General features: G+C 39.0%; 16 protein-coding genes. 7 read left to right on the top strand and 9 right to left on the bottom strand.

The window, feature by feature from the left end:
- Window positions 1-235: 235 nt before the first annotated feature.
- Window positions 236-1,063, top strand: coding sequence for an SDR family oxidoreductase (locus ACUN2T_RS16920; protein WP_445497901.1), 828 nt, complete (start codon window positions 236-238; stop codon window positions 1,061-1,063).
- Window positions 1,064-1,069: 6 nt separating this feature from the next.
- Here the strand turns inward: ACUN2T_RS16920 and ACUN2T_RS16915 are convergent, their stop codons facing one another.
- A complete protein-coding gene (locus ACUN2T_RS16915; RefSeq protein WP_445494159.1) occupies window positions 1,070-1,690 on the bottom strand; it encodes a glutathione S-transferase family protein in 621 nt (206 codons plus the stop codon).
- A gap of 148 nt (window positions 1,691-1,838) precedes the next feature.
- On the opposite strand from ACUN2T_RS16915, the gene ACUN2T_RS16910 reads away from it, so the two are divergent.
- Window positions 1,839-3,041 carry a serine hydrolase gene (locus tag ACUN2T_RS16910; RefSeq protein WP_445494158.1) on the top strand — a complete coding sequence of 401 codons (1,203 nt, stop codon included), beginning with the start codon at window positions 1,839-1,841 and terminating at the stop codon, window positions 3,039-3,041.
- 114 nt (window positions 3,042-3,155) lie between these two features.
- Here the strand turns inward: ACUN2T_RS16910 and ACUN2T_RS16905 are convergent, their stop codons facing one another.
- From ACUN2T_RS16905 to ACUN2T_RS16895, 3 genes are all read right to left on the bottom strand, one after another.
- On the bottom strand, window positions 3,156-4,010 hold the full coding sequence (locus ACUN2T_RS16905) for a hypothetical protein (RefSeq protein ID WP_445494157.1): 855 nt from the start codon (window positions 4,008-4,010) through the stop codon (window positions 3,156-3,158).
- Between the two features lie 558 nt (window positions 4,011-4,568).
- Window positions 4,569-4,898: a hypothetical protein gene (locus ACUN2T_RS16900; protein ID WP_445494156.1), complete on the bottom strand. Its 330-nt coding sequence runs from the start codon at window positions 4,896-4,898 to the stop codon at window positions 4,569-4,571.
- A 1,005-nt stretch (window positions 4,899-5,903) separates the two neighbouring features.
- Window positions 5,904-6,218 (bottom strand): Cro/Cl family transcriptional regulator, encoded by a 315-nt coding sequence (locus ACUN2T_RS16895; protein WP_445494155.1) that lies wholly within the window; start codon window positions 6,216-6,218, stop codon window positions 5,904-5,906.
- Window positions 6,219-7,242: 1,024 nt separating this feature from the next.
- Between ACUN2T_RS16895 and ACUN2T_RS16890 the strand changes: the two genes are divergently transcribed.
- Window positions 7,243-7,779, top strand: a complete 537-nt coding sequence (locus ACUN2T_RS16890) for a hypothetical protein (protein ID WP_445494154.1) — start codon at window positions 7,243-7,245, stop codon at window positions 7,777-7,779.
- Window positions 7,780-7,787: 8 nt separating this feature from the next.
- Window positions 7,788-7,913: a hypothetical protein gene (locus ACUN2T_RS16885; protein ID WP_445494153.1), complete on the top strand. Its 126-nt coding sequence runs from the start codon at window positions 7,788-7,790 to the stop codon at window positions 7,911-7,913.
- Between the two features lie 106 nt (window positions 7,914-8,019).
- Here ACUN2T_RS16885 and ACUN2T_RS16880 read toward each other — a convergent pair whose 3' ends face one another.
- From ACUN2T_RS16880 to ACUN2T_RS16870, 3 genes are all read right to left on the bottom strand, one after another.
- Window positions 8,020-9,318, bottom strand: a complete 1,299-nt coding sequence (locus ACUN2T_RS16880; RefSeq protein WP_445494151.1) for an HAAAP family serine/threonine permease — start codon at window positions 9,316-9,318, stop codon at window positions 8,020-8,022.
- A 957-nt stretch (window positions 9,319-10,275) separates the two neighbouring features.
- Complete coding sequence (gene ybjG / locus ACUN2T_RS16875) at window positions 10,276-10,926, bottom strand: undecaprenyl-diphosphate phosphatase (protein ID WP_445494150.1); 651 nt, start codon at window positions 10,924-10,926, stop codon at window positions 10,276-10,278.
- Between the two features lie 505 nt (window positions 10,927-11,431).
- Window positions 11,432-11,692: a GrxA family glutaredoxin gene (locus tag ACUN2T_RS16870; RefSeq protein ID WP_445494149.1), complete on the bottom strand. Its 261-nt coding sequence runs from the start codon at window positions 11,690-11,692 to the stop codon at window positions 11,432-11,434.
- 186 nt (window positions 11,693-11,878) lie between these two features.
- Here ACUN2T_RS16870 and ACUN2T_RS16865 point away from each other — a divergent pair, with 186 nt between their 5' ends.
- The 3 genes from ACUN2T_RS16865 to rlmC all read left to right on the top strand — a co-directional run bounded on the left by ACUN2T_RS16865 (window position 11,879) and on the right by rlmC (window position 13,943).
- Entirely contained in the window at window positions 11,879-12,187 is a 309-nt protein-coding gene (locus tag ACUN2T_RS16865) for a YbjC family protein (protein ID WP_445494148.1), read from the top strand.
- Window positions 12,188-12,272: 85 nt separating this feature from the next.
- Window positions 12,273-12,785 (top strand): YbjN domain-containing protein, encoded by a 513-nt coding sequence (locus ACUN2T_RS16860; protein WP_445494147.1) that lies wholly within the window; start codon window positions 12,273-12,275, stop codon window positions 12,783-12,785.
- A gap of 24 nt (window positions 12,786-12,809) precedes the next feature.
- Window positions 12,810-13,943 (top strand): 23S rRNA (uracil(747)-C(5))-methyltransferase RlmC, encoded by a 1,134-nt coding sequence (rlmC, locus tag ACUN2T_RS16855; protein WP_445494146.1) that lies wholly within the window; start codon window positions 12,810-12,812, stop codon window positions 13,941-13,943.
- Window positions 13,944-14,006: 63 nt separating this feature from the next.
- Here the strand turns inward: rlmC and artM are convergent, their stop codons facing one another.
- Together artM and artQ are read right to left on the bottom strand one after the other, a co-directional pair.
- Entirely contained in the window at window positions 14,007-14,675 is a 669-nt protein-coding gene (artM, locus tag ACUN2T_RS16850) for an arginine ABC transporter permease ArtM (protein WP_445494145.1), read from the bottom strand.
- The gene (gene artQ / locus ACUN2T_RS16845; protein WP_445494144.1) at window positions 14,675-15,391 is read right to left on the bottom strand and encodes an arginine ABC transporter permease ArtQ; all 717 of its coding nucleotides are present in this window, start codon (window positions 15,389-15,391) and stop codon (window positions 14,675-14,677) included. The genes artM and artQ overlap by 1 nt, the downstream gene beginning before the upstream one ends.
- Window positions 15,392-15,398 lie beyond the last annotated feature (7 nt).

Genomic DNA, 15,398 nt, shown 5'->3' with positions numbered 1-15,398 from the left:
TGCTTTGATTGGCTAACCCGCAGTGATTAAATTTTCTGCTTGCTATTCAACCTATCCGATTTGGCAGGCTAAAAGCAATCAATTTTTTTAGTGATAAATTTTTATTGTAATAAAATCTTGTTTTTACTTGAGATATTGTTTTCCATAAGAAAAATACAGGATTAATAATAACAGTGGCTTAATGTTCAGATTGTCAGCATAATCAAAGTAATATCAGGCATAAGAAGGGGTGATGATGAAAAAAATTTCCATTATCGGTCTGGGTTGGTTGGGAATGCCATTAGCTAAAGCATTGAGCCGTAGCGGTATGCAGGTTGTTGGCAGTAAAACGACGTCAGATGGTGTAGAAGCAGCGCGTATGTCTGGTATCGAATGTTATTTGTTACAACTGGAACCCCAAATTAATTGTGCGCTTGATGATTTGGAACAGTTGATGGTCGCTGATGTGCTGATTATCACTTTACCGGCAAGCCACACGGCGGGTGGTAGTCATAACTATGTTAAGGCAGTTCAGTTAATTGTCGATACTGCTCTATCATATTCTGTACCAAGGATTATTTTCACCAGTTCTACTTCCGTTTATGGTTTTGTTGCCGGTAACCTGAATGAAGATGCACCTTTTTGCCCTGAAACACTTTCGGCTCAGGCATTGGTTGAATTAGAGAATTGGTTGCATAAACTGCCAAATATTTCCGTTGATATTTTACGTTTGGCTGGGCTGGTGGGGAGTGGTCGTCATGCCGGGCGTTTTCTGGCGGGGAAAAAGGCAGTAAAAGGAGGGGATCAGCCGGTAAATCTGGTTCATCAGGACGATGTTATTTCAGCCATTAATCTGTTAATTCAGCGGACTAAGGGTGGACATATTTATAATTTATGTGCGCCTGGTCATCCAACCAAAGCTGAGTTTTACCCTAAGGCCAGCAATCAGCTTGATTTAATTCCACCTGAATTTGCTGGAGAGGGAACTCAGGTGGTGAGTAGGATTGTTGATGGCAGCCGTATTTGTAAGCAGTTAGGATTTGAGTATCAATATCCAGATCCCAGATGGATGCCCATGAGCTGATTTTTCTCAACTTAATTCAATCATGACGATCTCTTTGAACGCGGGTCTTACTGCCATCAGTTGGTACCAGCGTTCAATATTTGGCCGAGATGGACGTTGGATGGGAATGTTAAGCCAAGGATAAATCATGGGTCCGAATGCAATATCAGCTATGCCAAATTTGTCTCCGGAAAGAAATTCCTGTTCTGCCAAGGTGTTATCTACCACTTTCATCAGTCTTGCGATGTCAGTCAGTGTTTGTTCTATCTGTTTTTGATCCCGTTCGGCTTCAGGTGTGCGAATAAAACCTAATACTAGCTGTTTGATACAGGGAAATAAATGTGAACCGACCCAATCCATCCATTTATCTGCATTTGCTCTTTCTTGCAGATCTTGTGGATAAAGTACCTGTTCACCAAATTTAGCCGCAAGATAACGGACAATTGCATTAGATTCCCACAGGATAAAATCATCTTCTTGTAAACAGGGAATTTGTCCATTTGGGTTCATTTTCAGATATTGCGGGTCATCCAGTTTGCTAAATTTACCGCCAACGTCTATCTGGTTGTACGGTACATTCAGCTCTTTCAGGCACCAGAGCACTTTTTTTACATTGGAAGAGTTTTTACGGCCCCAAACGGTCAGCATGGGTTTCTCCTTACATTGGGTGATTAGGCATTACATTAAAACCAATGGTCAGAATAATCTTTGCACTATTACATTGGTTTCTTGTCATACAACATCTTATATTAATAGAAATCTGACATTTTTCTTGTAAATAAAAGGGAGAAGGGTGATGAAGAACAGTTTATTTATGGCGATGAAATGTGTTACTGCGATATTGTCAGCTATATTAGCTGTAAATACCAGTGCTTATGCATCGGATGAGCCTGTTGTTCCTCCGGTGGAGGCTAAAGCTTATGTGTTGATGGATTATGCTAGCGGTAAAATTCTGGCTTCTGGTGATCCTGATGAGCGGCTTGATCCAGCCAGTCTGACAAAAATTATGACCAGCTATGTGGTCGGTCAGGCGATAAAAGCCGGAAAAATCATGCCAGAAGATTTGGTTACGGTAGGAAAGGATGCCTGGGCGACGGGTAATCCGATACTGAAAGGTTCTTCTCTGATGTTTCTTAAACCCGGTGATAGGGTAAAAGTGATCGACCTGAATCGGGGTGTTGTTATTCAGTCTGGTAATGATGCCAGCATTGCTTTAGCTGATCATGTGGCAGGTAGTCAGGATGCATTTGTCAGCCTGATGAATAATTATGCAAAGGCACTTGGGTTGACTAATACCCATTTTCGTACTGTTCATGGATTGGATGCTGAAGGTCAATTCAGTACTGCTCATGATATGGCGATGTTGAGTCAAGCCATGATCCGTGATGTTCCTGATGAGTACGCGCTTCATAAAGAGAAAGAGTTCACCTTTAATAACATCCGACAGCCTAACCGTAATCGGTTGCTGTGGAATAAGAATATGAATGTGGATGGCGTGAAAACAGGCTATACCAGCGGCGCTGGTCATAATTTGGTTGCTTCAGCGACAGAAGGGCCAATGCGGCTTATTTCCGTTGTGCTGGGTGCGCCAAGTGATCGGATTCGTTTCGCTGAAAGCGAAAAATTACTCTTATGGGGATTCCGTTTTTATGAAACGGTGACACCAATTAAAGCCAGTGAACCGTTTGTTTCAGAAAAGGTTTGGTATGGCGATCGTTCAGATGTTGCCCTTGGGGTGGAAAAAGACGCAGCAATCACGATTCCTCGTGGTCAGTTGAAAAATCTGAAAGCCAGTTACACGTTGAATCAAACACCATTGGAAGCGCCTTTGACAAAAAACCAGGTTGTCGGTGTTATTAATTTCCAATTAGGCGATAAAGTCATTGAGCAGCGACCCTTAGTTGTTAAAGATGCTGTTGAGAAAGGGGGTTTTTTCAGTCGTATTTGGGATTTGATTGTCATGAAAGTTAGCGGTTGGTTTAATGCTATTTTTGGTTGATTTAACTTAAATATGTGATTTATGTGGGAAGATGAATTCGATCGTCAACATGTAGCAAATATATCCTTCCTAGTGAGTTCAGGGCGCGGCATTTTTGCCGCGCACGTTTTACATTTATTTATCTTTTTCCAGAGAGCAATGCTCGCTACTTTTTACAAAAGAACCGTTATACCGGCCTTTGAATAATAAAACGCCATTAGGCTTATCTTTCCAGTAAGCCCATAATTCAACTTTAGTTTTAACATGATGGCCAATATTCTGATATCGGATATGCGTAGGTGATAAACCGCGATAATCGTGGGTTGATGTTCCTTCATATCTGAGTTCATAGCTATCAGCAAATTTAGTCAAATCGCCACTTCTGAATAGAATACATGTCGCTACATCATGGAGCTCTACCCATCCATTAAGCGGTTGATTTTCGCTTTCAGTATCTTTTTCAAAGACTGTGGCACTTTTGCCAGTTTCTGTTTTACCAAATATGTGCAATTTCCCGGCCTCAAGAGGGCGCAATAGTGATATTGAATTTCTCTCTGGATCTATAATCAAGCCGCCATATTCAACTCCATTGACACTGGCTGTGTAATTGGAAAAACGACTAACATTGCCTCCTGCGAAAATGACCAGTGGTTCATGAGGATTTGAAGTATCAAGTTCACCAGCAAAAGGTCGGATGGCATCACCATCAGAAAAAATTTTCTCACTTTCTCCGGCGCCAATAGCACCATATATTTCTATTTTACTGTTCCATGCGACTTCATCTTTTTCTAAGGGAACAATAATAATATTTTCAGAAACTAATATCGGTGGGGATTGGTGAGTAATTCCTTCAAAAATGACGTCGTAAACATCAAAAAATTTAACACTGCCCTCGATGAATTTGATGGCTCTGTGCCATGCTCCATCATAGAAATGATCTGTTGCATAACCTGAAGATGGTTTTTTAATGCGTTGATTTTCCGTTGACATGTAATCACCTATTATCATAAAGGGTAATAAATAAAAGGAAAATAGATACTCATGCACTAAAAATAGTAGTAAGTGTTGTTGGTATTTGTCAAGAAAGTAGCTTTGAATTTCTTTATTCTTTTATAGATAGTGTTAGATGTGAAATCAATTATTAATAAATTAAAACATCTGAATTGTAAAATAGATATAATGAAATTACAGTAATATACTGTTGTTATCGTTATTAAATATAGAGTGAATAAATATATTGGAATTAGTTTGTGATCTGTTATTGTTTTTATCTTGCATAATATTTAAATTAAGTGAATGTTGAACTAATAAATTAAAATTGGCATTATTGAATGTAAATGATTATTGATTGCGATGAATTTTAATAAATAATGCCAGAACAGGCAGGACTTTGATCTCTCGGTTCTGCCTGGAGAAAGGAGTATCTGGTGACAAATTTTTTTGGTTTTAAATAAATATAAAGCTTATTCTGCCAGAGAAATAATGCGCCAAATATTATTGTAACAGTGTGGTATTTGGCGCAGTTACTTATTGGCTTATAACTTTATATTAAGCCAGTAATGTTGCGTTGTAGATATAATTGTAACCACCAGGAGAAACAACTGATGAAGAGGTTATATTTACACGTTTGTTATTGCTGCAAGCGTTCAGAAGAAGATGGTACAGTGCTTCGCCTCTGTAATCTTGAGCATTCCACCATAAGATGTAGTTAAATTTACCGTTAGGGAATTGCATAGTCACAGTAACCTGCAATTGGTTTTGATCAGGTGCCGCTTGAACTGAAGTTACGGTACCAACAGCGAAATAGTAATTAGGAGCTTGATCAGTTTTATTTTCTGTTGTTACTTCACCAGTTGCAGAAGGATGTGCAAAGTTCATTGTATTAATCCTATAGTTTAATGTAGTTGAAAAATAAATTATTATTACTTAAATGTGCAGACCAATAATTTTGCCGCCGAAGAAATATAAGGTAATTGGTAATTGTAATCTATATTAAAAGTTTATCCGTGTTATATAATTATTGATGCTGTTAAAAAGCTACCGATAATATATTTCCTCTAAAGGGTTAGAGTTATAATAATCAAAGGTATAACGATAATCAAAAAATAACATTGATACCCTTCATCTTTCAAGTTGCTGCTTGGTTGGCGGTTTTCACTTACCCCAGTCACATCGTTATCTATGCGTCTGGGGATGCGTTCACTTGCCGCCGCGCTGCAACTTGAAATCTATTGGGTAGATATTTATTTCTGTCTTTTTGAAAGGGTAAATCTAACAATTTATTTCAATAGGTGTTGTTGGTGCAGGGTATTATTGTTAATAAATCCTGTGTGCGGAAAGTAGTCTGGTGAATATATAATTGTAAAATCTGAAATTAATTCGTAAAAATCTATTTTAATTTCAATAGTATTATCGCATATGATTTTATGTTAATAATTACAATATAAAAATATTGTTTAAATAATTATATTTTGTAATGAAATATTAACGGAGAATAAAAAGGAAAATGTTATTTTTCAGGTGATTTTTCATGTATATTATTTTTTTTAAAATTAAAAAGAGTTAATTTTGAGTGATTTTTTAATGTTCTATTCGTGAAATATATAATCAGGTAAGTTGATCTTAATTTTTTGATAAATTTTTGTTTCGCTATTAAATAGCGTAAAATATAATAATAGCAGGCAGAGCGTTAATATGACGCTCTGCCTTAAATTTGATAGAATAAGCATTTGTAAAATTGGTGTCATTCTACCTGTAAAATGTTGTGCTAAATATTCTATTACAACAGTATTGTATTTTGCTATTCATTAAACCGCTTAAATCAGATCGATTTTCTATTAGGAATTATTATTTAGCCCAAGCATTTAACAACAAACGATTATTTTACATAGAGATTTCTACGCAATTAATGTAATCGCAGCCGAGAGGTCCGACTTTTCCTACAGTTCCTATCTTCACATCTTTCTTAGTACAAAGAGCTTCCATCAGAACTTTGTAAATAGCCATGCCTCTATTATCCATAAGATTCCATTTCAACAGCATTTCTTCAGATACGCCATCATGGAGTAATACTGTCACCATAACTTGCATAGCTTTGTCTGGCATAACCCTCATGCAAATGATTTTACAGCTGCGTAAGAGCATATCGTCTACCATATCTTTATCTTTGATTAAAGAAGGATGCATGTCGTTAATCATAATATAAACTCCAAAATATAATCTAATTGATAAATTAACTTATATTGTCTCAAGGTAAAGAACGGGAAAGTGTTCTCTTGATAGATATAAGGTGGTTGGTACTTCTACTATAAAAGTAATCTACATAAGAAATTTTTTAGCACTAAAAATATAGGACAGTTAATGGTTTTAATTGGCATATAACATTTTGTCTAACACATATAACTATAGGTGCCATTTAGATGTTGTCAAATAAATTTCAAAAAATAATGTAATTAATTGATATGCAGAGTTATCTTCTTAAAAGGTTAGAGAATAGATTGTCAATGAGGAAAATATAAAATAATTGTGATTTTCTATATTGTGTATAATTAGATTAAATTAAAATATTATTGGAAATGTATTTATGTTGAATGATTAGTTTGACAATTAAAAATATATACCCTATGGATTTCAAGATGCGTCGCGGCGGCAAGGGAGCGAATCCCCAGGAGCATAGATAACGATGTGACCGGGGTGAGTGAGTGCAGCCAACAAAGAGGCAACTTGAAAGATGACGGGTATAGATTATATTTTTAATTATTGCAAACAAATATGGTTGATTTATTTGTTTGAAATTTATGTAAATTTTAATATAAATGAGGTGTTGTGTGTTTTTTTACAAAAAATACTTTTTTTTGTGAATCATTCGTCTATTCTTAAAAAAATTTATTAGCGTATAAAATAGAGATGTGATTAATTATTTGAATATTGAGTCTAAACGATGCCAGGTGATTTTTATATTTATCAGATAATTGATATTCTTAAAAATGAAATAATTATAATTTATTATTTTTTGGATAGAACAGTGAGTTGCTTGCTTCTGGGAGAGAATTGATACATTTAGTTAATACTTTTGGAGTAATGCATTCTGGGGTAATAATAATATAGATCAGGAGGTTGTAAATTTAAATGACAATATGTGGTTAAATTTTTGTTAACAAAATAGTTATCGTTTTTTTAATGGCCGTATGTGCCCACTATTCTGTGATGAAAAAGTGGTTATATGTCATATCTTGATCCGCTAGATCTCTCTATCCGTTTCGGAAATCGCAATAATTTGGGCGCTGATAAGCGTTGGACAGATAAATCTGATCCTCTCCGTGCTCTTAACCAAGAGCAATTTACTTACATTTATGAGGATAGCCTGCACTTTCTTTACGGTCGATATAGATTCAATGCAAGTAATGGACGCGACAATATTTTGACGGATATGCAGGTATCGAAAATTAAGACGGGAAAATATATTGATCAGTATGGTCACGATGAACAGTTTGAGGTTCTTGGTCTCCTTGGTGGCATGGGAACGTTTCCTTTGCATTCAATATTCGGTACATTCAGAACAGAAGAAATAGATCTGGTTAGTTACTATTTTTATATAGCATATGTATTGACGGGTAGTTATTCAGTTCAGAATCGTTATTTTTACCAAGGTTATCCAATGGGGCCATTCCTACTGGTGCCAAGTTTATCCGCTTGGAGGAAACCGGAAATAGATTTCCTTTCACTGGAGAAATTGTCACTAAGACACTTTATATTTTAACAGATAAGTTGCGGCAACAATGGGAAGAGGAGCAGCAGCAAGAGGTACCGATAGAAGAGCGCGGACATTTAGACGAAGATGACCTGTGGCAATACGACGAACCAAAAGGAGATTGGGTGAAGTGGGAGGTGTAGTTTAAATTTCTTCGTTAGCTGATTCAGGTGTTCTGATATTGAGAGTCAGAGGTTCATGTCATTATTCGGTTGCTGCCCGCAGAAGAGAGCAGCAACCGGGTGTTTATTATGCAAATAGTGAGTAAAGGACGGCGGAGATAGCAACCAGCCCCATGAAGACGATAAATACGTTACTCAGTTTGCCGCTATATTTGCGCATAGCAGGTACTTTACGGATGGCATACATTGGCATAATGAACAGCAGCATTGCGATAATCGGGCCACCTAATCTTTCGATCATTTCCAATATACTTGGGTTCAGGGTAGCCACTATCCATGTGGTCACTAACATGAAAATGGACGTGATACGATTCAGCTTTTTAGGCTCAATGGTTTTGCCTTGGTCGCGCAGTGTCTTAACAACCATACCGTTAAAACCTTCACGAGCCCCTAGATAATGACCAAGGAAAGACTTGGTAATTGCGATGAATGCAATAAACGGAGCAATGTAGGCGATCACGGGTGTATTAAAGTGGTTAGCCAGATAAGACAGAATAGAAATATTTTGTGCTTTAGCTTCTGCCAGGTTCTCTGAAGACAAACTTAATACGCAACTGAATACGAAGAATATGACGGTCGCAACCATCATGATGTGTGCGTATGCCAGAATGCGGGAGCATTTTTTCTCAGCGTTTTCGCCATACTCTTCACGTTTTGCTACCGCGAACGCCGAGATGATTGGCGAGTGATTGAAGGAGAACACCATGACTGGAATCGCCAGCCACAGGGTAATCAGCAGCCCATGGCTTGCACCCGCAGTAGAAACAGTGATGTTTTCTAAGATAGCGGTGTTCCAGTTAGGAATTAAGTAAAACGCCAGTAGCATCAAAACTGCAACAAATGGGAATACCAGTACGCTCATTGCCTTAACGATAGCTTGTTCACCGAAACGAACGATGCTCATTATACCGACAATCAAGATCAGAGCCAGCAGGGCACGAGGAGGAGAAGGCAGATGTAATTGATGAACAATAAAACTGTCCACAGTGTTGGTAATCGCAACACTGTAAACCAGCAGAATCGGATAGATAGCAAAGAAGTAGAGCAGGGTGATCAATTTACCTGCCAGATTGCCGAAGTGTTCTTCTACCACTTCGGTAATATCTTCACCTGGATTCTTGCCGGACAGAACGAAACGACACATTCCGCGGTGAGCAAAGAATGTCATTGGGAAAGCCAGTAGTGCCATCACTAACAGGGGCAGCAGACCGCCAATACCTGCGTTGATGGGTAGAAACAGCACACCGGCACCAATTGCGGTACCATATAAGCCAAGCATCCATACTGTATCTGATTTACGCCAGGTTTTATAATCGCTTGGGCTGGTAGCCGGGGAGGCGATTGTACCTGTTTGAGTCATATCCATAGGTATCTCCGAGAATAACGCGGTAAATTAAAAAACAAAATTACAACGCCGCAGGCATGTAAATGCATGCGGCCTAACTCTTTCTTTATAAATATAAATTCTTTAAATATCTCTGGTTTCTATTTAAACGTTTTTATTATCATCTTGGTTGAAAATCAGACTTTAAATGAGTCAGCCAAAATTTTCGCTTTACTTTTCTCTTTTGAAAGAAAGTCTGGAAATTTTAAAGCCAGACTTTTGATAGCGGCAAGATAGCGATTTTTAGTGAATAGTACCGTGATCATCATCCCAAATGCATAATATATCCCGAAAAGTCATCATGTTACGATATTTAGTGTAATTGTTACTTGAGTATTACCAATTTTAATGAGGTCAAATTATAACCTCAATTTCTCTATTACTCAACTCTCATTATTCTCTTATGTTTTCGCTATTTCCTTTCTTTTGTTTACATATTAATGAATGGAAACGACAAATAGAAGTAAGAGTTGATAAATTGATAAATATCAATTTGTTACCAGGTATGAAAAATATGTATATCCTGTGCCATGCTTGTATCTTTGTGAAAGATATATATAAAACCAGAATAACAGATTGATAACATCAATAATATGCATGAAATATGTACTAACCATTCTTTGATCAAATTTTAATAATCTCTTTCGTTATATATTTATTTGCATAGTGATTTGTACAGGTTTTCTTGATTTATGAAAAGAGTTGAGCTGAGTTTAGAGGCAAATAAATGTTAAATAAGATGTGGGATATTATCCTGTTGTTTAACTAATGTTCATCTTTGAATGAAAGATTAGCCAACAATTTCTAATAAAAAGATCTTGATTAAGACGGAGTTTGCTTATCTGGGATGGTTAAGTTGCATGTATATTGTCTGTTGAAAACACTGTGCTGGCATAAATACCCGTACTTTTGTGAGTCCGGATTATTGGCTGTGTGTTGCTAGCTTTTTATCCAACCTTTCCGGATAGGAAAAGAGCAGCAGCGCTGATACAGGTTGTGTAATCTTTTTTGCAAATTTTCGCCGAACAGAGTCCATACCATTTGTGTAAAAGCGCACCCCATCAGGCTGATAAGAAATGCCCCGACCATATCCATCGGCCAATGAACGCCTAAATAGACTCTTGCCCATGCGATAGCCAATGCGGTTGCCATCAGACACAAGCCAGGTAAGATTCGGTACCAGAATAGAAAGGATAAAGCGAAAGTGAAGGCAATTGTCCCATGATCACTGGGGAAGGAGGCTGTTGGCGCGTGGGGAAGAAAATTGTAACCAAATCCTTCGGCGAAAGGGCGGTCATGAGGGCAGAGTAAACCGATACAGAATGAGGCTAGCATAGCAAAACAGAGAGCTAGGGTGGTTTTACTGACAACAACCCGATGACGGGGAAGTGCGCGCTCTGAACCCCAAAACCAGAAACCAGCCAATGTTAGAGGGAAAATAAGAACCAGGTATTTCGCAATGAAAATAGCCATTGCAATCATGACCGATGATGATTCAGGCGTAGCATTGAAAAAAGTAAACAGATTATGGTTCATTTGTTCTAACAAATTGGGCCTCACACTCACATATAGTGATTTATTGATGTACATCACGCCAGTTGGATGCAAGAGATTAAAATTGCTTGGCTTGTGAGTAAAGAATAATTGTCGTGATTATGTGTGTTATTTATTTTTGGTTTATATTTCCATCAAAAAAATATCAGGTGGTAATAATGATAAAAAATGAATAATCTATTGATATATAAAATAATATCTTCTGGTTTAGATCTATGATGGTACTCATGCCTGATAGCTTGAGCATCAGTAGAATCGGTGATGTGTTGATGAAATTCATATTCTCCAGGCAATAAAAAAACCCGATAGTCTTTAACCAAAGTGGATGAACTATCGGGTTCCTCAATATGGGGATATCAAAGAAAAGCAGTGGCATTAAGTCAGACTACGATTTGGCAAAAAAGTTCTTCGTGATTAAGAAAAAAATACAGATTTTTTTCGGTTTGATGAAAATAACATTTTTTGCACAAGTCAACTTGGTCAACGGTTATTAATAACCATCCGCTATTTTTACAGCAACAAAGTAGAGCGTGAAGTTAGTTTATTGCAACAGTTGGTGCTCTTTTACATACGCTTCAAAATCTGTGCAGCCACCGATATGGTGTTCATCAACGAAAATCTGCGGAACAGTTTCTACGGGCTTGCCAACTGTTTTTTCCAGATCAGCTTTAGTGATGCCTTCTGCATGAATATCAACATAACGGAAGTCAAAGTTATCACGTTGTTCTTTCAGTCGTTCAGCCAACTCTTTCGCCCGGACACAGTACGGGCAGCCAGGACGGCCGAAAATCACAGTAAACATATAAACTCCTCTTGGTTATCTTAAAATAGTACTGTTTGCTGTATTGCTCAGGTTCATTTATCGCTACTATGCCTGTATAGATCGGCAAAAAAAAGCAGGAATTGCCTTTTGTTTTAATTAATCATACCAATTTTGGCCGCGGGCTTTCGGTAGTATAATGCAGACACTGTTAATAGTGAGGGTGCAATGAAGGGCTATAAAGACAGTATGAGTTCGTTGGCAGATATGCCAAAACAGGTTATCCTGCTGGAAATTATCGGCATCGGGTGGCTGGTACTGGCATATTTGACTATTAATGATATTGTCATCTTAACGGATCGACTAATGACGCCAGAAGCGCATATTGTTATGATTTTCGCTGGTATTGGTTGTTTGGTTCCTGCCGCGGGCAACATTGTCTGGCGTGCAGTATACGGCCTCTCTTTTCTGGGAATTGATGATAAAAAAGAGAGCAAAAATAAGGCAAAAGGGAACAATAACGGTAAAGAAAAATAATTTATCAGTTATTGGTGATAGCGCGATAAAGAATTATTTCGTAAGCTATAGCGCTTTTTCATTTTCCGTTGTATGGGGTTGTTAGATGGGTTCACTTGTCATTCCTGACTTATCAGTATTGCGTGAGTGGTTGGATCAGCTCAAAATTTCCTACTTTGAGTGCGATTCGTGCCAGGCATTGCATCTACCTCATATGCAGAATATTGATGGTTTATTCGATGCTAAAATTGATCTGTTGGACAATGTAATCTTGTTCTCTGCTTTGGCTGAGGTGAAGCCAACAGCAATTATTCCTCTGATGGCTAATCTAAGTCAGATTAACTCGAGTTCGCTGACGATTAAGGCTTTTCTTGATATTCAGGATGAAAACTTACCGAAATTAGTGGTATGCCAATCTTTCCTTGTTTCTGCCGGGCTAACTTTTTCCCAATTTTCTCATTTTTTGCAGCAGAGCGAAGAGCAGATTGGGAGTGTAATTTTTGAAATTCACAGTAATAACTTGTTGTATATTAACCGTGATATCGAAATCGAGGGTGATATTGAAGAGGAAGAAGAGTCACAGTCTTCCGTTAAAGCACCGACTTTTACTTTGCACTAATATTTCCAACACGGTCATTCAACAATGCAATGTGCGCAGTATTCCGCGGGGCATTGTCACTCCTGTCAGTGGCTCGAAAAACCCTATTTTCAGCAGTTAGAAGATAAGCAGCGGAATTTAAAACAGTTATTATGTCAAACTATCGTGAATCAATGGTTGCCTCCGATTGCCAGTCAACAAAGTGCCTTTCGTAATAAAGCTAAAATGGTCGTCAGTGGCAGTGTAGAGCGTCCATTGCTGGGCATGTTACATCGCGATGGGGTTGCCGTTGATCTGTGTCATTGTCCTCTCTATCCGGCGCATTTTCAGCCTGTATTTGATGTCGTTAAATCTTTCATTGCTTGCGCTGGCTTGGCACCATATAACGTTGCTCGTAAACGGGGTGAGTTGAAATACCTGTTACTGACAGAAAGCCGTCATAGTGGTGAAATGATGCTGCGTTTTGTACTGCGTTCTGAAACGAAAATTGCGCAACTGGAACGTGCTTTGCCCCAGTTGCGGGAGCAATTGCCACAGCTTACGGTGATCTCTGCCAATATTCAGCCAATCCATATGGCTATCTTGGAAGGTGAAAAGGAGATTCTGTTTACTGAGCAAACAGCATTAAAAGAAGAATTTAATGCTGTTCCTCTTTATATTCGTCCACGCAGTTTTTTTCAGACTAACCCGGAAATTGCTGCTGAGTTGTATGCGACAGCAGGGCGTTGGGTTCGTGAACTGAAAATCAGCAGTATGTGGGATCTGTTCTGTGGCGTTGGTGGTTTTGGTCTTCATTGTGCGGATAAAAATACCCGTTTAACTGGCATTGAAATCAGCGCTGAAGCGATTGCTTGTGCCGCTGATTCGGCCAAAACATTGGGTTTGGAAAACATTGAGTTCCAGGCTTTGGATTCAACGCACTTTGCTGTAGCAAAAGATCACATTCCTCAATTGGTTCTGGTCAATCCACCTCGTCGGGGAATGGGTAAAGAGTTGTGTGATTATCTCGGTAGAATGGCGCCGGATTATATTCTTTATTCGAGTTGTAATGCTCAGACAATGGCGAAAGATATCACTGCGTTGGTTAAGTACCGTGTAGAAAAAACGCAGTTGTTTGATATGTTCCCTCATACTGAGCATTACGAAGTTTTGACGTTATTGGTGTTAAATCAAAGCTGAATAATAGTCATGCCTGGGATGGGGTTCCGGTAGGAACGCACTATCCCTTTTAATGACGCCCGTTTAATTACGATGCTCAAAAGCCAGTGCGCGGCGTTCAATCATCCGCATCAGCAAAGTCAGGATACCGTTAATACACAGATAAATCACACCTGCGGCAACAAAAACCATCACATCATAATTACGGCCAAACAGAAGCTGACTGTATCCCATTACCTCCAGCAAAGTTATCGTACTTGCAAGAGAAGTACTCTTGAAAATCAATATAACTTCGTTGGAATAGGACGACAACGCCCGTTTGAAGGCATATGGCAGCAGGATCCGCATAGATTGCGCTTTAGACATTCCCAACGCTTGGCAAGATTGCCACTGACCCACGGGAATGGCCTTGACTGCGCCATAGAATAGCAGGGTAGAATATGCCGCGCTGTTAAGCGCCAGTGTTACCATTGCACACAGCCAGGGTTGAGACAGTAAATGCCAAAGCCACGGATACTCTTTTAGGGATGGAAACTGCCCAGGGCCGTAATAAATCAGAAAGAATTGCACCAGTAAAGGCGTACCGGTGAACAGAGTAATGTAGGTTTTTACCAGCTGTGTCAGTACCGGCAATTTCATGGTCAGAACCATAGTGAACAGTACGGACATCATGAATGCGGTAAAAAGCGCTGCAACGGTCAGACTCAGGCTGGTTTGCAGCCCTGACAGAATTTGTTGAATATACTCAAGCATCAGGAAGCACTCCGATCAAAGCGTGTGGTATGCATCTCAATTTTCTTCAGAATAAACTGACTGATCAGGGTGATAGCCAGATAGATCAGCGCCACAATCATATACCAGGTAAAGGGTTCCTGAGTCCGTGTCGCAATACTTTTAGTTTGCAGCATCAAATCATTAACACTGATAAGCGATACTAATGCGGTGTCTTTCAGTAAAACCAGCCATTGGTTACCGAGCCCTGGCAGAGCATGTCGCCACATCTGAGGCATGATCAGGCGGAAAAATATTTCAGTGCGGCCGAGGCCTAATGCCTGACCAGCTTCCCATTGGCCGGCAGGAATGGCTTTTATCGCGCCACGAAGTGTCTGGGATGCATAGGCAGAGTAGAGTAGGGAAAGTGCAATGACACCACAAAGGAATGGGCTGACATAAAAATCCTGAATATCTATCTGAATTCTGGGATGCCAGAAGATAAGATAAACATCAAAGCCATCCGCCAGTGTCATCAGCAGTTGTGATGCGCCGAAGTAGACGAACAGTACTACTAAAATTTCCGGCAATCCCCGGAACAGGGTGACCCAGCAGGTGCCAAGCATGGCAAAGGGTTTCCAGTGTGCTGATTCCCAGGCAGCAAATAGCATTGCTAAAATTAGACCAAGCACTAATGCAGAAACGGCAAGGCCGACGGTGATGCCGGCGGCGCTTGCTAGAGATTGAAATTCATTCATTGAGATT

The sequence above is a fragment of the Photorhabdus machadonis genome, assembly GCF_052657765.1.
Note: the sequence above shows the minus strand (reverse complement) of the source record. Positions and strands in the feature narration are given on the sequence as shown.